Source organism: Tardiphaga sp. 285_C5_N1_2 (genome assembly GCF_052076065.1).
Taxonomy (GTDB): Bacteria; Pseudomonadota; Alphaproteobacteria; order Rhizobiales; family Xanthobacteraceae; genus Tardiphaga; species Tardiphaga robiniae.
The window spans coordinates 3,756,897-3,777,101 of sequence record NZ_CP197241.1; the positions used below are offsets into that span (position 1 = coordinate 3,756,897).

Here is a 20,205-nt window from a genome sequence, read left to right on the forward strand (position 1 = left end):
TACGCAACATTAAGCATAGTGGCCAGTTGCCGGCCGTCGAAACCCACTCTTCATCCCGGGCGCGATAGCGTTCCCAAAACGGGAGAGTGAGTAAATCCAATGACCGTCCTTGTCACCGGCGGCGCCGGTTATATCGGAAGTCACATGGTCCATGCGCTGGTGGAAGCCGGCGAGAGCGTGGTCGTGATCGACAATTTGTCGACGGGCTTCTCAACATATCTCCCGGAGGGCGTTCCGCTGTTTATCGGCGATGTCGCTGATGAGAACCTTGTCGAGGGCGTCATTGCTGCCCATGGCATCGACGCCATCATCCATTTTGCGGGCTCTGTCGTCGTGCCGGAATCGATGCGCGACCCGCTTGCCTACTATCGCAACAACACGATGACGACACGCAACCTGCTCAGCGCGGCAGTGAAATGCGGCGTCAAAAAATTTATCTTCTCGTCGACCGCTGCCGTCTACGGCAATCCCGATTTCACGCCGGTGGCAGAAGATGCCCCAACGCGTCCGCTGTCGCCTTACGGATCATCGAAGCTGATGACCGAGATCATGCTGCACGACATCGCGCCGGCCTATGGCATGGAGTTTGTCGCGCTGCGTTACTTCAACGTCGCCGGCGCCGATCCGCAGGGCCGCACAGGCCTCGCCACCATGGGCGCGACGCATCTGCTCAAGATCGCCGTCGAGGCCGCAACCGGTCAGCGCAGCAAGATCGACGTATTCGGAACCGATTATCCGACGCCCGACGGAAGCTGCATCCGCGACTTCATCCATGTCAGCGACCTCGTTCAGGCCCACCGCGCCGCACTGAGCTACCTGCGCGAAGGCGGCGCATCCACGACCCTCAATTGCGGCTATGGCCGCGGCTATTCGGTGCTGGAAACCATCGAAGCCGTACGACGTGCATCGGGCCGCAACTTCGCCGTTCAATACGCGCCGCGCCGCGACGGCGATATCATGACCATGATCGCCGATACGTCCCGGATCCGCGCCACGCTAAACTGGACGCCGCAATATGACGATCTAGAAACCATCGCACGCCACGCGCTGGCCTGGGAAGAGAAGCTCGCCCGCGAGCGCCATGGCATCGAATTGATGGCGAAATCGGCCTGAGTAGTTAGATCAGCGCCGGCACTGCGTCGGCGTCTCGCCGAAACGCCGCCGAAATCGCTGATTGAAGTATGAGATCTCGTTGAAGCCACTGGCTAGCGCGATTTCGCTGATCTTCAGCCGATCACCCTGCTCGCTCGTCAGCAGACGCATTGCATGTTGCAAACGGTGCTCCAGAAGGCGTTCTGTGAAACTCGATCCGGTATCTTGCAGAAGGTCCTGGAGATAGCGCGGCGACAAATCCAGCCGGCGCGCGACCTGCCCCACCGAGAAACCCGGATCCGCGAAATGGCGGTCGATCTCAGCAATAATCTCCTGCGTCCGTGACGCGCGCAGACCGCGCATCGAAGCGAGTTGCGCGGCGTCGCCGCGCGCGCCAAGCGCCAGCGCAGTCAGATCCAGCAGGGTCGTGCTGATATGGCTGTCGAGCTCCGCATCATGCGGATCGCGCAGGAGATCGACAGAGATTTCGATGTAGCGCCGCAAATGGGCCACGACTGCGCGCCGTTCGTCGAGCGGTTGGATCAGGAGATCGTCGACATTGCCAATGAGGGGCAACAGGCGCTCCCTACTGACTGTCAGCGTCGTCGACGAAAAATTCGCATCCGACCGCAAATCGGCCGGACGTCCGTTTGTACCAATAAATGCGCGGTCAGACGACAAGGCCGTCTCGCGCCCCACCTGATCGACAACCAGCGTCCCCTCGCCTCGATGAAACATCAAACAGAAATCATCGTCCGGTCCGCGCGAGATTGCCGTTCTGGATCGCCGGATTCGACTGAACGTGCCGCCGAACCGGGTGACCCGCACATTCGAATAATCTGCCCAGTGCACGAACGCCGAGAACGGCCGTTCTTCAGCACGTGTGATGTCCACGCAGCAGGTGAGCGCTTCCATGTTTTCGCACCACAGCGCGAATTTCTGGTGATCCGGTAATTCCGGACCAAATCCATCTGAGACGAAACTGGCTTGATGCATACGTCCAACTCATTTCCGACGAATAGTGTAGCAACACAGAACAAACTCATCACGAAAAATCTCGGCAGTGCGACGTTCTGTAACCGTGGTTGTATAGTGCGCATATGTGCTGTTGCGATAACGCCACATCGACGCGAAGTTTAGTGGCAGTGCGCGAGAGCCAAAATCTGCTACGCGCATGAACAAGACCTCTCCGCCAGCCCTGTCATTGTGCACGTGGAAGCCGCGAGTCCCGGCATCATTCGCAGATGCCTTGGCTCGACGACACTTCACATGCGATCGCCGATGACGGCGATGCATCGGAAATCACTTGCCGCGCGCAAGAAACTGAGGGGCCTGATCATGAAGAGAGTATTCGCTGGCGCAGCACTGCTTATCGGTGCAGCCGTTCCTGCCGTTGCGGCCGACATGCCCTATCCGGTGAAGGCGCCAGTCGCGCCCGTCCAGGTGTTCTCCTGGACAGGCTTCTACGTCGGCGCCAATGTCGGTTTCGGCGGCGATAAGTTCGACTATCCGTTCCAGGCTACACAGCGGCAGTTGCAGGCCGAGGCAGCCGCGCTCGTTGCCAGCACCAACGGCAATTTCAGCCTGACCTCGAGCGGTTTCTTCGGCGGTGGACAGGCTGGCTACAACTATCAATACAATGGCGGCTTCGTCGTCGGCATCGAGACTGACTTCCAGTGGTCAGGCATCAAGGGCCGCTTCGAGGGCAATCAGACGCTGAACAATAACGGCGTGACCACGTCCGCAGCATTCGGCACCGGCTCCGAAGTCGAATGGTTCGGCACGATTCGCGGCCGGCTCGGCTATGCATGGGACCGCGTGTTCCTGTACGGCACCGGCGGCGGCGCCTATGGCCGGGTCAACACCAACGGGAACTTTACTCTGACCGGCCCGAATGGTGTGCTCGGCCAGGTTGCGGCGGTGTCGGCCGGCCAGACACAGTGGGGCTGGACCGCCGGTGCAGGCCTCGAATACGCATTCACCCCGCAGTGGTCGTTCAAGACCGAATATCTCTATGTGGATCTTGGCCGGAGCACGCTGTTCTCCACCGCCGTCAACGACGTCGCCAATGGTTTCTCCTCCAACTCCAGCATCGCGGTCGATACCAGGTTCCACACCATGAAAGCGGGTGTGAATTACCGGTTCTGATCGGGTTACACCCCGCCAACCGGAAGCACGGCGCGTACCCGTCGCGTGCCGTGCTTCCGAGAGATTCTGGGACCAAATCGGCCCGAATCCGGCGGCGGACGCCACCGGGCCAACGGGTTAACAAAGTCTTGGCAAGCCCGATTTTGGCTTGAAAAACCGCGATTTAACGGGCAATCAGGCGGCTGTTTCGCAAGCTGACTGGGCGCCCTGGCAAATCCCTGCCCGGCGCCGTCGCTGGACCGCGGATGGCCAAGATTACTCGCAAAGTCACTGACGATCCTTACGGCGCCTGGGCGCTGATCCGCCGCTTGGTCGCCGAACAGGCGGTCACCTATTGGCGGCGCTACCTCCTGGCCTTCCTGCTGATGGCCGTCTCCGCCGCGACCACCGCAGGTGCCGCCTATATGCTCGGCGAGGTTATCAACCAAGCCTATGTGGACAAGAGCATCGAGCGGATCGCGCTGTTCTCGGGCTTCGTGGTGGTGATCTTCCTGATCAAGGGCGCGTCGACCTACGGCCATACCGTCATTCTTTCGAAGATCTCCAACGCCATCGTTGCCAACAATCAGCGCCGGCTTTTTGCCAAGCTGATGAACGAGAGCATCGGTTTTTTCTCGGAGCGACATTCGTCGGAATTCCTGCAGCGGCTCACCGCCGGCGCCAATTCGGTGACCCAGGTGCTCAGCCTGCTGATCAACGCCGTCGGCCGCGATCTGCTGTCGCTGATCGCGCTAGTCGGCGTGATGGTGATGCAAGATCCCTATATGGCGCTGTTCGGTTTCCTGGTCGCGCCGCCCGCGATGCTGGTGCTGCGCAAACTGGTCCGCCGCATCAAGGGCCTCGCTCGCAACCAGTTCACCGGCACCACCGAGATTCTGGAAGTGATGCAGGAATCGCTGCAGGGTATCCGCACGGTGAAGGCGTTCACGCTCGAAGCGACCATGCAGCAGCGCATGGAAGCGAGCATCACGGCCGTCGAGCAGAACGCCAACAAGATGGCGCGCGTCTCCAGCCGCTCCAGCCCGCTGATGGAAACGCTGGGCGGCTTCGCCATCGCCGCATCGCTGATGTATGGCGGCTATCGCGTGGTGGCGATGGGCGCAACGCCGGGCCAGTTCTTCTCCTTCGTCACCGCCTTCCTGCTAGCCTATGAGCCTGCGAAGCGGCTGGCGCGGCTGAACATCGATCTCAACAGTCAGATCATCGGCGCGCATACGCTACTTGAGATCGTCGACAGCCCGGCTTCCGAGCCGAATGACGACCACAAGCCGGCGCTCAAACTGACCGATGCGCGCGTCGAGCTGCATGACGTGACGTTCCGCTATCGCCCCAACGAAGTCGTTCTGAATCGCATGAGCTTCGTCGCCGAGCCCGGCAAGGTCACTGCACTGGTCGGCCCCTCCGGCGGCGGCAAGTCCACCGTGCTAGCGCTGCTGCTGCGACTCTATGAGGTCAGCGAAGGCGACATTACCATCGACGGCCAGTCGATCGGCCAGGTGTCACGGCGCTCGCTGCGCGGCCAGACCGCCTATGTCGGCCAGGATGTCTATCTGTTCCGCGGCACGATCCGCGAAAACATTGCCTTCGGCAAACCGGGCGCGACGGAAGACGAGATCGTGGCGGCAGCCAAGGCCGCCTGCGCCCATGATTTCATCATGGGCTTCCCGCTCGGATACGAGACGCCGGTCGGCGAGCATGGCGCACAACTCTCCGGCGGCCAGCGCCAACGCATCGCCATTGCGCGCGCGCTGGTGAAGAACGCACCGGTCATCCTGCTGGACGAAGCTACCGCAGCGCTGGATTCCGAATCCGAAAAATCGGTGCAGGAAGCCATCGAGCATCTCTGCCAGAATCGCACCACGATCGTCATTGCGCACCGCCTGCACACCATCATGCATGCCGACGCCATTCTTGTGGTCGAGGGCGGCGAGATCGTCGAGCGCGGCCGCCACGACGACCTGCTGCGCCGTGGCGGACGCTACGCGTCGTTCTTCCGCTTGCAACATCGTGATGCTTCGCCGCTGGCACCGCTTCATGCGTCGGCGTAAGACTTGCCTCTGTTTTCTGCCGCGCAAGCGCGGCATCCGTTTTGATCCCAGCCTTCACAACCAGCCCGAGAGCCGTCCATGACCGCATCGTTCTTTATCGCCCCTCCGCCACAGGCCGCCATCGCCGTTCAGGGCGAGACTTCGAAATTCCCGGTGCGCCGTGTCTGGTGCGTGGGCCGCAACTATCTCGAGCACATCCGCGAACTCGGTAATGACGAGCGTAACCCTCCCTTCTTCTTCGCCAAGCACGCCGACATGATCGTCCCGGATGGCAGCAAGATCCCCTACCCGACCCTGACCAAGGACATGCAGCACGAGGTCGAACTCGTTGTCGCGCTGAAGAGCGGCGGCCTCAACATCTCGCCGGAAAAGGCACTCGATCACGTCTGGGGCTATGGCGTCAGCGTCGATCTCACCCGCCGCGACCTCCAGACCATCTCGCGCAAGAAAGAGCAGCCCTGGGAAATCGGAAAGTCGTTCGACATGTCAGCGCCCACCGGCGCGCTCGTCCCCGCCTCGAAGGTCGGCCATCCCTCCAAGGGCAAGATCTGGCTCTCGGTGAACGGCACCGAACGCCAGAAGGGCGACCTGTCCGAGATGATCTGGAATATCGCCGAGATCATCGCGAAGCTCTCGCTGCAGGTCGAACTCGGCGCCGGCGACGTCATCCTGACCGGTACCCCGGCCGGCGTTGCGGCGCTGCAGCCTGGCGACAAGGTCGAATGCGGCGTCGATGACATCGGCACCTTGAAGTTCGAAATCACCGCGCCCAAGTAAGGGCCGCACGCCTTTACTGCGAAAGGCCGCGCATGATGCGCGGCCTTTTTCGTTTCGGCTCCATCAGGGAAGCGATCCATGCCGCTCGAACTAGGTCTCGACACGTTCGGTGACGTCACACGTGGCGCAGACGGCGAAATGCTGTCACATGCACAAGTCATCCGGAATGTCATCGACGAGGCCGTCCTCGCCGATCAGCTCGGCGTCGACTTCTTTGGCGTCGGTGAGCATCACCGCGCAGACTTTGCCGTATCGGCGCCCGAAGTCGTGCTGGCAGCGATCGCCACGCGCACGAAGCGCATCCGCCTCGGATCCGCCGTGACCGTGCTGAGCTCCGACGATCCGATCCGCGTTTTCCAGCGCTTTGCCACCGTGGATGCCGCATCGAACGGCCGCGCCGAGGTCATCCTCGGCCGCGGCTCGTTCACCGAATCCTTCCCGCTGTTCGGCTTCAAGCTCGACCAGTACGAGACGCTGTTCGAGGACAAGCTCGATCTGTTCGCAGCGCTGGCGTCCGAGCCGGAAGTAACCTGGAGCGGCACGACCCGACCGCCCCTCACCAATCAGCGCGTCTATCCGCCCGTCGAGACCGGCACGCTCAAGACCTGGATCGGTGTTGGCGGCAGCCCTGAGTCGGTCGTTCGCGCGGTGCGCTATGACATGCCTTTGATGCTGGCGATCATCGGCGGCGAGCCCGAGCGGTTCAAACCCTATGTCGATCTCTATCATCGCGCCTATGCCGAGATTAAGCTGCCCGTGAAGCCGATCGGCGTGCATTCGCCGGGCTATGTCGCCGCCAGCGACGAGCAGGCACGTGAGGAACTGTGGTCTGATTACAAAGCCATGCGCGATCGCATCGGCAAGGAGCGCGGCTGGCCACCGATGCAACGCCGCGAATTTGATCAGGAAGCCGAACGCGGCTCGCTCTATGTGGGATCGCCAGAGACCGTGGCGAAGAAGATCGCGAAAACCGCGAAAGCGCTCGGCATTTCACGCTTCGATCTGAAATACAGCGCTGGCGCCCTGCCGCATGAGAAGCTGATGACGTGCATCGATCTCTATGGCCGCAAGGTCATTCCTATGGTGCGGGAGATGTTGGCTTGAGAGCCACCGTCTCAACTACGGCCTGCGAGTAAAACTTAAACAAAAAGCCCCGGATTACTCCGGGGCTTTTCTTATTCAAACCGTCAGACCGAACTCAGTAGCGGTAGTGATCCGCCTTGAACGGGCCTTCGGTCTTCACACCGATATAGGCGGCCTGCTCATTGCTGAGCGTGCTCAGCTTGACGCCGATCTTGGCGAGATGCAGACGGGCTACCTTCTCGTCGAGCGACTTCGGAAGGACGTAGACTTCCTTCTTGTACTTGCCGTCCTTGTTGTTGGCATAGAGTTCGATCTGCGCCAGCGTCTGGTTGGTGAACGAGGCCGACATCACGAAGGACGGATGTCCGGTCGCGTTGCCGAGGTTCACCAGGCGGCCTTCGGACAGCAGGATCATGCGCTTGCCGTCTGGGAAGGTGATTTCGTCGACCTGCGGCTTGATGTTGTCCCACTTCAGGTTCTTCAACGTGGCGATCTGGATCTCGTTGTCGAAGTGACCGATGTTGCAGACAATGGCACGATCCTTCATCGCGCGCATGTGCTCGATGGTGATGATGTCCTTGTTGCCGGTCGCGGTGACGAAGATGTCGGCGCGCGGTGCGGCGTCTTCCATGGTCACGACTTCATAGCCTTCCATCGCCGCCTGCAATGCGCAGATCGGATCGATTTCGGACACCAACACGCGGCAACCAGCCTGGCGCAGCGAAGCGGCCGAGCCCTTGCCGACGTCGCCGAAGCCGGCAACCATGGCGACCTTGCCGGACATCATGACGTCGGTGCCGCGACGGATGCCGTCGACCAGCGATTCACGGCAGCCATAGAGGTTGTCGAACTTCGACTTGGTCACGGAGTCGTTGACGTTGATCGCGGGCCACAACAGCGTGCCAGCCTTCTGCATGTCGTACAGACGATGCACGCCCGTGGTGGTCTCTTCCGAGACGCCCTTGATGCTGTCGGCGATCGCCTTGAAGTAGCCCTTCGGCTTTTCCTTGAGCTGCTTCTTGAGCAGCGCGAAGAACACTTCCTCTTCTTCCGAACCCGGCTTGTCCAGGAACGCCGTATCGCCGTTCTCGGCCTTGAGGCCGAGATGGACATACATGGTGGCGTCGCCGCCGTCGTCGAGGATCATGTTGGGATGACCGCCGCCATGCCAGTCGAACAGCTTGGCGGTGTAGTCCCAATATTCAGTCAGGCTTTCGCCCTTGATCGCGAACACCGGAATGCCGGCGGCTGCGATCGCGGCAGCGGCGTGATCCTGGGTCGAATAGATGTTGCAGGAGACCCAGCGGATGTCGGCGCCGAGCGCCTTCAGCGTCTCGATCAGCACACCGGTCTGAATGGTCATGTGCAGCGAGCCGGCAATGCGCGCGCCCTTCAGCACCTGCTTCGGGCCGAATTCCTCGCGGGTGGCCATCAGGCCAGGCATCTCGGTCTCGGCGATCGAGAGCTCTTTACGGCCGAATGGCGCGAGATTGATATCCTTGACGATGTAGTCGGTGAAACCGTTGGGGGCGGTCATGTTTTAATCCTTGATGAGAGAGCGATTCCGCAGCGCTCGCGCCTTCGCGAGCGAACACGGAATCTCGATGTGATAGTCACTTCTGGGTTCCGGGTTCGTATGCGCGAAGATGCGCACACGACCCGGAACGACGCTTTGTGGTTAGACGTTGCGCTTCAGCGCATCGACGAGGTCGGTCTTCTCCCAGGAGAAGCCGCCGTCGGCATCCGGCGTGCGACCGAAATGACCGTAGGCCGATGTGCGGGCGTAAATCGGCTTGTTGAGGTCGAGATGCTTGCGGATGCCGCGCGGCGTCAGGTCCATCGCGGCAGCTACGGCCTTCTCGATGGCATCGTCAGCGACCTTTCCGGTGCCGTGGGTATCGACATAGATCGACAGCGGGCGCGCCACGCCGATGGCGTAAGCGAGCTGCAACGTCGCCTTGTCGGCGAGGCCTGCGGCAACGATGTTCTTGGCGACGTAGCGCGCGGCGTAAGCGGCCGAACGGTCCACCTTGGTGGAGTCCTTGCCTGAGAATGCACCGCCACCATGCGGAGCTGCGCCGCCGTAGGTGTCGACGATGATCTTGCGGCCGGTGAGACCTGCGTCGCCATCGGGGCCACCGATGAAGAACTTGCCGGTCGGATTGATGTGCCAGATCGTCTTGTCGCTGATCCAGCCATCCGGCAGCGCCTTGCGGACATAGGGCTCGACGCGTTCGCGCACCTGGTTCGAGGTCATGTCCTCGACGAGATGCTGATGCGAGACGACGATTTCGCGCACGCCGACCGGCTTGCCGTTTTCGTATTGCACGGTGACCTGGCTCTTGGAGTCGGGGCCGAGCACCTTTTCGGTACCGGCATGACGGGCTTCCGAGATCAGGCGCAGGATCTTGTGCGCGTAGAAGATCGGCGCCGGCATCAGCTCGGGCGTTTCGTTGGTGGCATAACCGAACATGATGCCCTGGTCGCCAGCGCCTTCTTCGGCATTGGTCGGCTGCTTGGCATCGACGCCCTGTGCGATATCTGCCGACTGCGGATGCAGCAGAATCTCGACGTCGGCAGTCTTCCAGTGGAAACCGTCCTGCTCGTAGCCGATGTCCTTGATGGCGGCGCGAACGACGGCTTCGATGTGGTCGTTAGTGACGGTGGATGGACCGCGGGTCTCGCCGGCGATCACAACCTTGTTGGTGGTGGCAAGGGTTTCGCAGGCAGCGCGAATATCCCAAGGATCAATGCCCGCCTTCGGGCCTTCGCGGAAGAACAGATCAACGATCTCGTCGGAGATACGGTCGCAGACCTTGTCGGGATGGCCTTCGGAAACCGATTCACTGGTGAAGAGATAAGACGCGCGCATCAACTGGTCCTCTAGGTTGCGCCGGAGCCCGGCAGCCTTCGTCAGATTGTTCCGGAAATGTCAGTCGCGACGCCGCGAGATGACGTAGGATTCGTCGTAGAACCAGAGACCGTTGTGCTTGCGCAGAACCTCTCGGGTGGCATCCAGGTAACGGCCGCTCTCCGTCACTTCCGTCAAACGGTCATCCTCGATTTGGGCCACGTAAACCGCCGCGTTCCACGCTGCAAAAGCCGTCGAAGTTCCGATCGATCCGGTCACCTCGTTCGGCAACGCCTCCATGGCGTAGCGAAAGATCGACCGCTGGTCGGAATAGGCATTGAAGTTCAGATCGCGGCCGGCTGAGCCCAGCTCATATTTCACCGCCCGCAATAGCTCATGCCGGCTCACGGCGAAAGGATTTTCTTTGGGCCAGACGGCTTGAACGATCTCCATACCGGGGTCCTGCCCATGCGAGTGGATACCGATCAGTCGCCCACCTGCCCGCAGCGCCCGGGCCAGCGGCGCCATGATCCGTTTGGCCCGAAATTGTACCGAAGACTTCGCCCGATAGGGCTGGGAGGCGATAATCAGGTCAAAATTGGCCTCCGTGCGTCCTGCGCGGGGGATAATCGAATCCAGCAGGAACCGGTGATCCTCGCGATAAACCACCAGCGCCACAGGCCGTTCATAGGTCGGCATGCCTGATCGGGGGTTGATGCTGGCCCGCCAGTTGTCCTCAAGAAAAGCTCCAAGTCCGGCGATCTGGTCGGCGAATTCGCCGGACGAAGCCCCCCGCAGCGGAACCTCGTGCCAGATCATGGCGGCGGCAGCGGCCGGCGATGCCGGGGTGAGCGTGGGCGCCTCGGCATAGTGCATGTTGGTCAGGACGAAGACCGTGGCCGGATGCTCGAACAACCGGTCCGGCACCTTGTCGAGGGTCAGTCGCACATCCTCCAGGCTGAGCTCCTTGCCCGCGATGTAGAACGGCATATGCGGAAAACGGCCGTGCATCGAGCGCATCACCCGCGCCAGCACCGTGCCGTCACCAACGCCGGCATCAAACACCCGCAGCGCTGGCGGGCGCGGATGAATGCTGGCCAATTCGAGCCCGACGCGATCGGCAATCACCCGCTTTTCCGAGCAGGTATGGACAAACAGCAGGTATTTCTGCCGGTTCTCGAAGAAGCGGAAATTGCTGCGCGGATCGCGCCGTTCGATTGGCGGCTCCAGCCCGCGTGGCGGCGGCACGCCCTCCGGCATCGATTGGGCAATGAAGGCCTGAATCCGCTCCAGCGTGTCGATGGTGATGCGCTTTCCCTCACGCAGGCGATTCACCAGCTTGCCGTCGTTGACGGCCCGGCGACCGAAGGTCGACTCCGCCATCTCCGCCTGTCGGCAGAAATCCGAGATGATTCCGAGGATCTGATCGTTCTTCATGTGCGGGGATGTGACCGGAAGTGGGCAGAATTATGCTTGGCCCACTCTTTAGCACGATCTGCCCACAGATGATATACGTGATCCGGCATCGCCGCTGCGATGTGCAAGTCACGGTGTTCTGCTAAAACACAGCCGCGAAGCGCTCTTCAGAATGATCTTCAAGACAAAGGCAATCTCCCATGCATATCGCCATGATTGGCACTGGTTATGTCGGCCTCGTATCCGGCGCTTGCTTCGCCGATTTCGGGCACCACGTGATCTGCGTGGACAAGGACAGCAGCAAGATCGACGCCCTGCTCCGTGGCGAGATCCCGATCTTCGAGCCCGGCCTGGACGCGCTGGTGGCCAGCAATGTGAAAAGCGGCCGGCTCGGCTTCAGTCTCGACCTCAGTGAAGCCGTGAAGACGGCGGATGCCGTGTTCATCGCGGTCGGAACCCCGTCCCGCCGCGGCGATGGCCACGCCGATCTCAGCTACGTGCATGCCGCCGCGCGCGAGATCGCCGCCAACCTGCGCGATTTTACCGTTGTGATCACCAAATCGACCGTGCCGGTCGGCACCGGCGACGATGTGGAGCGCATCATCAGGGCAACCAATCCCGACGCCGACGTCGCCGTGGCGTCAAACCCGGAATTCCTGCGCGAGGGCGCCGCGATCCGCGACTTCAAGCATCCCGACCGCATCGTTGTCGGGACCGACGACGAGCGCGCCCGCACGGTGATCTCGGAGATCTATCGCCCGCTTTATCTCAATCAGGCGCCCATCATGTATACGGGTCGGCGCACCGCCGAGCTGATCAAATACGCCGCCAATGCGTTCCTCGCGACCAAGATCACCTTCATCAATGAAATCGCTGATCTGGCGGAGCGGACCGGCGCGGATGTCCAGGACGTCGCGCGTGGCATCGGTCTCGACAACCGCATTGGCGCGAAGTTCCTGCATGCAGGCCCCGGCTTCGGCGGCTCGTGTTTTCCGAAGGATACCCGCGCACTGGTGAAGACCGGTCAGGACTACGACGCGCCGTTGCGGATCGTCGAGGCCGTCCTCACCGTCAACGATAACCGCAAGCGCGCCATGGCCCGGAAGGTGTCTGCCGCGCTAGGCGGCAATCTGCGCGGCAAGACCGTCGGCGTGCTCGGACTGACGTTCAAGCCCAACACCGACGACATGCGCGAGGCGCCGTCGATCCCCTTGATCACCGCGCTTCAGGATCTCGGCGCGACCGTGCAGGCCTACGATCCCGTCGGCATGGAACAGGCCAGGCACGAACTGCCGGATATCACCTATTGCGATGATGCCTATGCATGCGCGACTGGCGCCGACGCGCTCGTGATTGTGACCGAATGGGAACAGTTCCGCGCACTCGACCTCGCGCAAGTGAAGCAGAAGATGAAGCAGCCGGTCATCGTGGACCTGCGCAACATCTACCGTCCCGAGGAGATGGAGAAGGCCGGCTTCACCTATGAAAGCGTGGGCCGCGGCAAGTCCTGAGAGCTCATCGTCAGGAGACTAAATGCAAATGCCCGGCAAAAGCCGGGCATTTTTGTTGGCGAGCCGCCGGTCAGGCGACAGCGGGCTTACTTGCCCCACAACTCGTTCGCGACATCGACCGCGAGCTTGAGCTTGGCCCACTGCTCTTCCTCGCTGAGGATGTTGCCTTCCTCGGTGGAGGCGAAACCGCATTGCGGCGACACGGCCAGCTGCTCGAGCGGCGCGAACTTCGAAGCCTCTTGCAGACGCGCCTTGATGTCTTCCTTCTTCTCGAGCTCGCCGAACTTCGAGGTGATGACACCAACCACGACGACCTTGTTGCCCTTCGGCAGGAAGCGCAGCGGTTCGAAGCCGCCTGCACGGTCCGAATCGTATTCGAGGAAGTAGCCGTCGTAATTGGTACCAGCGAGCAGCGTTTCAGCCACTGGCTCGTAGCCGCCCGACGAAATCCAGGTGGAGCGGAAGTTGCCGCGGCAGACATGCGTGGTGATCACCATATCCGCAGGACGCTCGGCGATCGCGTAATTGATGATGCGCGAATAGATCTGCTGCAGATTGTCGGCATCCTCGCCGCGCGCACGGACCTTGTTCAGCTCGTCTTCCGAGCAGAGATAGGCCCAGACCGTGTCGTCGAACTGCAGGTAGCGGCAGCCGGCGTCATAGAACGCCTTCACCGCCTTGCGATAGGTCTTGGCCAGATCCTCGAAGAACACTTCGATATCCGGATAGACCTCCTTCGAGATCGCCTTGCGACCGCCGCGGAAATGCAGAACAGCCGGCGACGGAATGGTCATTTTCGCGGTGACGCCCGCCGTGTCGCAATGCTTCTTCAGGAACTTGAAGTGCGCCAGCATCGGATGATCGTCGGGGAAATCCACCTTGCCGATCACGCGCACCGAGTCATGACGGGTCTCGACGCCGGTGAACTGGATGCCGGTGTCGGGATGATAGAGTTCGCAGCCGGTCAGCTTGGCGAGGAAGTCGAAGTGCCACCACGAACGACGGAACTCGCCGTCGGTGGCGAGCTTGAGGCCGGTCGAGGCCTGGCGATGCACAACCTTCTCGATCTCGATGTCTTCGACCTTGCGCAGGTCGTCGGCCGAAATCTCGCCCTTCTCCAGCTTGGCGCGCGCTTCCTTGATCGATGCGGGCCGCAACAGGCTGCCGACTTCGTCGGCACGGAACGGGGCTTTGGTTCTCTGCATAGTCGTTACTCCAGAATGCTCGGTTTGCAGATCAGCCGGGTGTGCCGGCCGTGTGTTTATTCTTGCTGCCGGCCGCGCCGGCGACGCCGAGGAAATGCTCCAGCACGGCAGGATCGGATTTCAACGCTGCACTCGTTGCATCATGCACGATGGTGCCGCGTTCCAATATCACGACACGATCGGCGAGCCCGAGTATTTTTTGGGCATTCTGTTCCACGATGATGGAGCAGATGCCGCCGGCACGGGTGATCTTGCCCAGCGCTGCCAGCAACTCATCGACGATGATCGGTGCAAGGCCTTCGGTCGGTTCATCCAGCAACAGCACCTGCGGATTGAGCGTCAGCGCACGGCCAATCGCCAGCATCTGCTGTTCACCGCCAGACAGCTGATTGCCGAAATTGTTCTTGCGCTCTTCGAGCCGTGGAAACATCTCGTAGATCTTCTTGACGTCCCATGGCCCGGGCTGCGCCACGGCGGTCATGTTTTCTTCCACGGTGAGCGAGCGGAAGATATTGCGCTCCTGCGGCACCCAGCCGATGCCGGCTCGCGCACGCTGGTCCGGCCGCAGCGACGTGATGTCCTTCCCGCCGAGCTTCAACGTGCCGCTGAAGCGGCGGGTAACGCCGACGATGGAATTGATCAGCGTGGTCTTGCCGGTGCCATTGCGCCCGAGCAGTGCCAGCACCTGGCTTTCGCCGAGTTGCAGCGTCATCTTGGGAATGACCACGGCTTCGCCATAGCCCGCGCGCAGGTCATTGATGTCGAGAAGGTCAGACATCGGCGCCCTCGCCCAGATACACGGCCTTGACGCGCGGATCGCGCGCGACTTCGTCCGGCGGGCCTTCCACCAGCATGGCGCCCGCGACCAGCACAGAGATGCGATCGGCAAAGGAGAATACCAAATCCATGTCATGCTCGATCAGCAACACGGTGACGTCGCGCGGCAGGCTGGCGACGGCCGAGAGAATATCGTGGCGCTCGCTTTCCGGCACACCTGCAGCCGGCTCATCGAGCAGCAGCACACGCGGCTTGGTGGCGATGGCGACGGCGATCTCAAGAAGGCGCTGCTTGCCATAGGGCAATGTCGCCGTCGGCTCGTTCATCACGTCGAGCAGATGAAAGCGCGCGAGGTTTTCCGCGATCGCGTCATTGACGTCACTGCGGGTGCCCATGCGACGCCACCAGTCGCTGCCATGGCCGAGATGTTCGGACGCAGCGAGACCGACCGTCTCCAGCGGCGTCATGTCGGGGTAAAGCTGATTGATCTGGAAGGTCCGCGACAGCCCGCGCAGCACGCGCTTGTGCACCGGCAGACCGGTGATGTCGTTGCCTTCGAGCAGAATGCGGCCGGAATTCGGCTTCAGCACGCCGGTCAGCAGATTGATCACGGTTGTCTTGCCAGCACCGTTCGGGCCGATCAGCGCGTGGCGCGCACCGGCCTCGATCTTGAGCGACAGATCGCGGGTGACGCGAAGGCCACCGAAGGATTTTTCGAGATTGACGGTTTCCAGCGCAATGGTCATGGCGCTTCACCTTCCGGCGCAACGACCGGCGTCTTGGCGCGGCTGAACTTGCTTGCGATCAGGCGCGGCAGGAACATCGCCCAGCGATGCATGCGGTCGCGGCCGATCAGCACGATGACCACCAGCACGGCGCCGATCCAGAACTGCCAGTATTGCGGCGTCAGTGTCGAGAACAGCTCCTGCAGCAGTTTGAAGATCACCGCACCGATCAAGCCGCCATAGAGATAGCCGGTGCCGCCGATGATCAGGACCAGCATCAGGTCAGCCGAGCGATCGAAGGCAAAACCGTCGAGCGAGGCGAGCGCCGTCGTCTGCGTCGAGAGTGCACCGGCAACGCCTGCATAGAAGGCGGCGATGGTGTAGATCGCGATCAGCCGACGATTGACGGGAATGCCGATCGCCGAAGCGCGCAGCGGATTGTTGCGGATCGCTCGCAGCGACAGGCCGAACGGCGAATGCACGATGCGTCGCGCCAGCAGGAACAAGACCAACAGCACGCAGAGACAATAGATGAAGCCGACCTTGCCGAAGATATCGAACGAGAACTGGCCGAGGATCGGCGCCATCTCGATGCCTTGAAGGCCATCGGAGCCACCGGTGATATTTGAAAAACGGTTGGCGAGTTCGCGCAGTAACAGCGCAATACCGAGCGTCACCATCAGCCGCGTCAGATCTGACCCGCGCATGACGAGAAAGCTTGTCACGAAGCCAAGCGCCATCGCGGCAAGACCAGCCACGACCAATGCAATTACCGGCTCGGTGACGATGCCGTGTAATGCGAGGAGTCCCGCCGCATAGCCGCCAAAGCCAAAGAATGCGGCGTGGCCGAGCGAGACGATGCCGGCATAGCCGAGGATGAGATCGAGCGAGAGCGCAAACAGCGCGAGCCAGGCGATCTCGGTCAGGATCAGGTAGCGGTTCGGGAACAGCAGGATGCAGCCTGCGGCGGCGAGCCAGAACACGACTTCGGGCCAGCGCCATTGCGCGCGCGCCATGGCGAAGGTGCCGACTTCCGGATGGGTGGTGCTGTTCGCTGTCATGACGCCCTCACCGCGCCGCCGTACGGCCAAACAGGCCGTTCGGGCGCCAGATGAGGATCACGATCATCATGGTGTAGATCACGAAGGCGCCGAGCTTCGGCACGTAATATTTGCCGGCGACGTCGCCGATGCCGAGCAGCAGCGAGGCCAGGAACGGCCCGGTGATGCTCGACGAACCGCCGACCGTCACCACGATCAGGAAGTAGATCATGAACTTCAGCGGGAAATACGGATCGAGGCCGAGGATTTCCGCGCCAAGTGCGCCGCCCATGCCAGCCAACCCGCAGCCGAACGCAAAGGTCAGCGCGAAGACCTGCGGGACGTTGATGCCCAAACCTGACGCAGCCCGCGGATCATCGACCGCGGCGCGCAGCCGGCTGCCGAAGCGCGTCTTCGACAGGATCATCTGCAATGCGATGGTGAGTAATCCGCAGATCACGATGATCATCAGGCGATAGCGGCCGACACCAAGGCCGAACAGATTGATCTGACCCTGCAGATAATCCGGCAAATGGATAAAGGTCTGCGACGAGCCCATGAAGTAGTCCATCGCCGTCACGGACATGAAGACGAGGCCGATGGTGAACAGCACTTGGTCGAGATGGCTGCGCGTATAGAGATGGCGATATAGCGATCGCTCCAGCACGGCGCCGATCGCAGCGCTCACCACGAAAGCAATCGGCAAAGCCGCAAAGAATGGCAGGCCGGCGCGATTGACCAGGATCGCGCAGGCATAACCGCCCGCCATGGCGAAGGCGCCGTGCGCGAGATTGACGAAGTTCATCAGGCCCAGCGTCACCGCCAGCCCGCACGCCAGCACGAACAGCAACATGCCGTAGGCGACGCCGTCGAACAGAATGGTGAGAAGGGTCATGCAGTCTTCGCGCTTTCTTGTCCCTCCCCCTTGCGGGGAGGGTGGCCGGCCGCAAGGCCGGTCGGGTGGGGGTGCCGCATACTCCGCAGAGCTCGGGGCACCCCCACCCCGGCCTCCGCTTCGCTCGGCCGCCCCTCCCCGCAAGGGGGAGGGAGACCATTAGCGACGTCGCGCCACTTCAAGCTTGATACTTACTTCTTCGTCTTGCCGGGATCCTTCACCGCCTCGAACGTGGCGAATTCGATGTTGTAGAGTTCACCGTCCACCTTCTTGACCTCACGGATATAGATGTTCTGCACGATGTCGCGGGTCTCCGGGTCGATGGAGATCGGGCCGCGCGGGCTTTCCCACTTCATGCCCTTCATCGCCGCGATCAGACTGTCACCGTCGGCCTTGCCGCCGGTCTTCTTCAGCGCCTCATAGACGAGATGAATGCCATCCCAGCCGCCGACGGCCATGAAGCCCGGACGGGTGTTGTAGGCCTTCTTGTAGGCCGCAACGAACTCCTTGTTCATCGCCGACGGATGGGCTGCCGAATACAGATGCGCAGTCACGGCGCCCAAGGCTGCGTCGCCCATGTTGTTCAGCAGGTCGTCGTCCATCACGTCGCCGGGTCCGATCACCTTGATGCCGGACTTGTCGAGGCCACGCTCGGCATACTGCTTCATGAAGTTGCCGCCCTGCCCGGCGGGCACGAACACGAACACCGCGTCGGGCTTGCTGTCCTTCATGCGCTGCAGGAACGGCGCGAAGTCCGGATTGGCGAGCGGCACCTTGACCTCTTCGACGATCTCGCCGCCGCCAGCGGTGAAGTGCTCCTTGAAGAACTGCAGTGCGTCGTTGCCCGGTGCGTAGTCGGAGGTCAGCGTCGCGACCTTCTTGATGCCGTTCTTGGCGGCCCAGTCACCGATGATGGTGGAGGACTGCGCCAGCGTGAACGAGGTGCGCACGATATAGGGCGAGCGCTCGGTGATGATCGAGGTACCGGCAGCCATCACGATTTCCGGCACCTTGGCCTGGGTCGCGAGCGGCGCAGCGGCCAACGCAGCCGGCGTGACGCCAAAGCCGGCGATGATATTGACCTTCTCGTTGACGATCAGTTCCTGCGCGAGGCGCTTGGTGTTGTCAGGCAGCGCCGCGTCATCCTTGAGGATGATTTCGACCTTCTTGCCGGCAACGGTGTCGCCGTTCTTCTGCTGATAGAGCTTGATCGCGTTGTTGATCTGCTGGCCGGTCGAAGCTTGGCCACCGGTCATCGGCACGATCAGGCCGATCTTGACGGTCTCCTGCGCCTGCGCGAGCCCGCCGATGGACAGCACGCTGACAGCGGTCACGGTCGCGGAAATCAAATTCCTCAGCATTAATTCCTCCTCTGTAGGTGATGCCGGCTCTTCAAGGCCGTGAAGTCATAGTCCCCATACGCTGTCGCCCGCGATGATGATCGCCCGCGATAACGGAGCCATGTTGACCTGTCAACGGCTGGGTTGACAACACAACGCGGTCTGTTGAACTGCGTAATGCCGACGCATCGTGGCATGCTGCTAAAGTCTAGCCAAGCATCCGCGATCGGCTCGACTTCCGTTCATTTCAGATTGTAGATCGTATCCAGATGACAAAGCCGGTGATCAACCATGGACGATATGTACCGGCACTCATCAATTTCCTGGGCAACAAGCTCGCCGCGGGTGCCTCGAGCGCCTATCGGCGCGAATTCGGCGTCGGCGTCACCGAATGGCGGATCCTCTCGAAACTCGCCAGCGAAGACGCGTGCACCGCACAACAGATTTGCCAGTATTTCGATCTCGACAAGGGGCTGGTCAGCCGCACCCTTAAATCACTGGTGGACAACGGCAGCGTAACGGTCAGTGACCTGGCCGGCGACAACAGGCGCGTCGTCATCCTGACCAAATCCGGCCGCGCGCTGCATGACCGGATCATCGAGCTGGCGCTGGATCGCGAAAAGGTCCTGCTGGAGTGCCTCGATGAGAAGGAAGTCGAAAAGTTGATCGACATGCTGGGCCGCCTGCTGGCACAGGCACCGGCGGTCAACGCGGTACAGGTTCGCAAACCATCGACACCGCGGCGGAAGACTACGGTCTGAGGCACATTTTGGTAATGGAGAGGTCGACAGTTCAATCCTGTCTGGCAGCACCGGTCATTTCAATGACTTAGGGCGTAAACCCGCCTTCTCTGTTTTGTCGGAAGCACCCCGGAAGCACACCCGCTAGGATCCTGCCTTTTAGGCCGTTCGAGAAGCCCGTTTAGATTCGCCTAGCGCCTCGGATCTAGCAGCCAAAACTTGTGCAGCCATCGTGTGGGTCATAACGGCGTCGATCCCCACCATATTGTCTGGTATGCAACGGACTGGCCAATGGCCTGGCCTCCGAGCGGAGCCAGCATCCGTGCGGCCATACCCGACTTTACGTGAGCCCGAAGCAGGACGCCGCAGTCTTCGCTCCAGATGAGCATTTCGACGCCCTTACAGTTCAGTTGATCCGCGATGGCGCTGTGGCTGACGATTGGAACGCCGGCGAGGATTGCTGTTGGTGATTTGCGCATAGTGATTTTCCTTTCGAGCAGTTGTGAAAGTCCAGAGGCGAAATGACCGACACTAGACGGCCCCGCACGCCTTTAGGC

17 protein-coding genes are annotated in these 20,205 nt (G+C 61.4%); 7 read left to right on the plus strand and 10 right to left on the minus strand.

Annotated elements, in window-relative coordinates:
* Positions 1–99 precede the first annotated feature (99 nt).
* The gene (gene galE, locus AB7951_RS17860) at positions 100–1,113 is read left to right on the plus strand and encodes a UDP-glucose 4-epimerase GalE (RefSeq protein WP_441255950.1); all 1,014 of its coding nucleotides are present in this window, start codon (positions 100–102) and stop codon (positions 1,111–1,113) included.
* Between the two features lie 9 nt (positions 1,114–1,122).
* On the opposite strand, the gene AB7951_RS17865 is transcribed toward galE, so the two are convergent.
* Positions 1,123–2,007, minus strand: a complete 885-nt coding sequence (locus AB7951_RS17865; RefSeq protein ID WP_441255951.1) for a helix-turn-helix domain-containing protein — start codon at positions 2,005–2,007, stop codon at positions 1,123–1,125.
* A 423-nt stretch (positions 2,008–2,430) separates the two neighbouring features.
* Here AB7951_RS17865 and AB7951_RS17870 point away from each other — a divergent pair, with 423 nt between their 5' ends.
* The 4 genes from AB7951_RS17870 to AB7951_RS17885 all read left to right on the plus strand — a co-directional run bounded on the left by AB7951_RS17870 (position 2,431) and on the right by AB7951_RS17885 (position 7,169).
* The gene (locus AB7951_RS17870) at positions 2,431–3,240 is read left to right on the plus strand and encodes an outer membrane beta-barrel protein (protein ID WP_441255952.1); all 810 of its coding nucleotides are present in this window, start codon (positions 2,431–2,433) and stop codon (positions 3,238–3,240) included.
* Between the two features lie 245 nt (positions 3,241–3,485).
* Positions 3,486–5,288, plus strand: coding sequence for an ABC transporter transmembrane domain-containing protein (locus tag AB7951_RS17875; protein ID WP_441255953.1), 1,803 nt, complete (start codon positions 3,486–3,488; stop codon positions 5,286–5,288).
* Between the two features lie 78 nt (positions 5,289–5,366).
* A complete protein-coding gene (locus tag AB7951_RS17880; RefSeq protein ID WP_441255954.1) occupies positions 5,367–6,065 on the plus strand; it encodes a fumarylacetoacetate hydrolase family protein in 699 nt (232 codons plus the stop codon).
* Positions 6,066–6,143: 78 nt separating this feature from the next.
* On the plus strand, positions 6,144–7,169 hold the full coding sequence (locus AB7951_RS17885) for an Atu2307/SP_0267 family LLM class monooxygenase (protein WP_441255955.1): 1,026 nt from the start codon (positions 6,144–6,146) through the stop codon (positions 7,167–7,169).
* Between the two features lie 94 nt (positions 7,170–7,263).
* Here AB7951_RS17885 and ahcY read toward each other — a convergent pair whose 3' ends face one another.
* The 3 genes from ahcY to AB7951_RS17900 all read right to left on the minus strand — a co-directional run bounded on the left by ahcY (position 7,264) and on the right by AB7951_RS17900 (position 11,436).
* A complete protein-coding gene (gene ahcY / locus AB7951_RS17890; protein ID WP_439089575.1) occupies positions 7,264–8,685 on the minus strand; it encodes an adenosylhomocysteinase in 1,422 nt (473 codons plus the stop codon).
* Between the two features lie 141 nt (positions 8,686–8,826).
* On the minus strand, positions 8,827–10,020 hold the full coding sequence (gene metK, locus AB7951_RS17895) for a methionine adenosyltransferase (RefSeq protein WP_089268239.1): 1,194 nt from the start codon (positions 10,018–10,020) through the stop codon (positions 8,827–8,829).
* Between the two features lie 60 nt (positions 10,021–10,080).
* Positions 10,081–11,436 (minus strand): hypothetical protein, encoded by a 1,356-nt coding sequence (locus AB7951_RS17900; RefSeq protein WP_089268228.1) that lies wholly within the window; start codon positions 11,434–11,436, stop codon positions 10,081–10,083.
* A 179-nt stretch (positions 11,437–11,615) separates the two neighbouring features.
* Between AB7951_RS17900 and AB7951_RS17905 the strand changes: the two genes are divergently transcribed.
* Positions 11,616–12,926 (plus strand): nucleotide sugar dehydrogenase, encoded by a 1,311-nt coding sequence (locus tag AB7951_RS17905; RefSeq protein ID WP_441255956.1) that lies wholly within the window; start codon positions 11,616–11,618, stop codon positions 12,924–12,926.
* A gap of 86 nt (positions 12,927–13,012) precedes the next feature.
* Here AB7951_RS17905 and AB7951_RS17910 read toward each other — a convergent pair whose 3' ends face one another.
* From AB7951_RS17910 to AB7951_RS17935, 6 genes are all read right to left on the minus strand, one after another.
* Positions 13,013–14,131 (minus strand): cobalamin-independent methionine synthase II family protein, encoded by a 1,119-nt coding sequence (locus AB7951_RS17910; RefSeq protein ID WP_116660575.1) that lies wholly within the window; start codon positions 14,129–14,131, stop codon positions 13,013–13,015.
* Between the two features lie 31 nt (positions 14,132–14,162).
* Positions 14,163–14,909 carry an ABC transporter ATP-binding protein gene (locus AB7951_RS17915; RefSeq protein WP_120290649.1) on the minus strand — a complete coding sequence of 249 codons (747 nt, stop codon included), beginning with the start codon at positions 14,907–14,909 and terminating at the stop codon, positions 14,163–14,165.
* Positions 14,902–15,654, minus strand: coding sequence for an ABC transporter ATP-binding protein (locus AB7951_RS17920; RefSeq protein ID WP_089268231.1), 753 nt, complete (start codon positions 15,652–15,654; stop codon positions 14,902–14,904). Before AB7951_RS17920 ends, AB7951_RS17915 begins: the two co-directional genes overlap by 8 nt.
* On the minus strand, positions 15,651–16,694 hold the full coding sequence (locus tag AB7951_RS17925; RefSeq protein WP_441255957.1) for an ABC transporter permease subunit: 1,044 nt from the start codon (positions 16,692–16,694) through the stop codon (positions 15,651–15,653). The genes AB7951_RS17920 and AB7951_RS17925 overlap by 4 nt, the downstream gene beginning before the upstream one ends.
* Before the next feature lie 7 nt (positions 16,695–16,701).
* A complete protein-coding gene (locus AB7951_RS17930) occupies positions 16,702–17,568 on the minus strand; it encodes a branched-chain amino acid ABC transporter permease (RefSeq protein ID WP_231077442.1) in 867 nt (288 codons plus the stop codon).
* A gap of 191 nt (positions 17,569–17,759) precedes the next feature.
* Positions 17,760–18,929, minus strand: coding sequence for an ABC transporter substrate-binding protein (locus AB7951_RS17935; protein ID WP_441255958.1), 1,170 nt, complete (start codon positions 18,927–18,929; stop codon positions 17,760–17,762).
* Between the two features lie 248 nt (positions 18,930–19,177).
* Between AB7951_RS17935 and AB7951_RS17940 the strand changes: the two genes are divergently transcribed.
* Entirely contained in the window at positions 19,178–19,669 is a 492-nt protein-coding gene (locus tag AB7951_RS17940) for a MarR family transcriptional regulator (protein WP_441255959.1), read from the plus strand.
* Positions 19,670–20,205 lie beyond the last annotated feature (536 nt).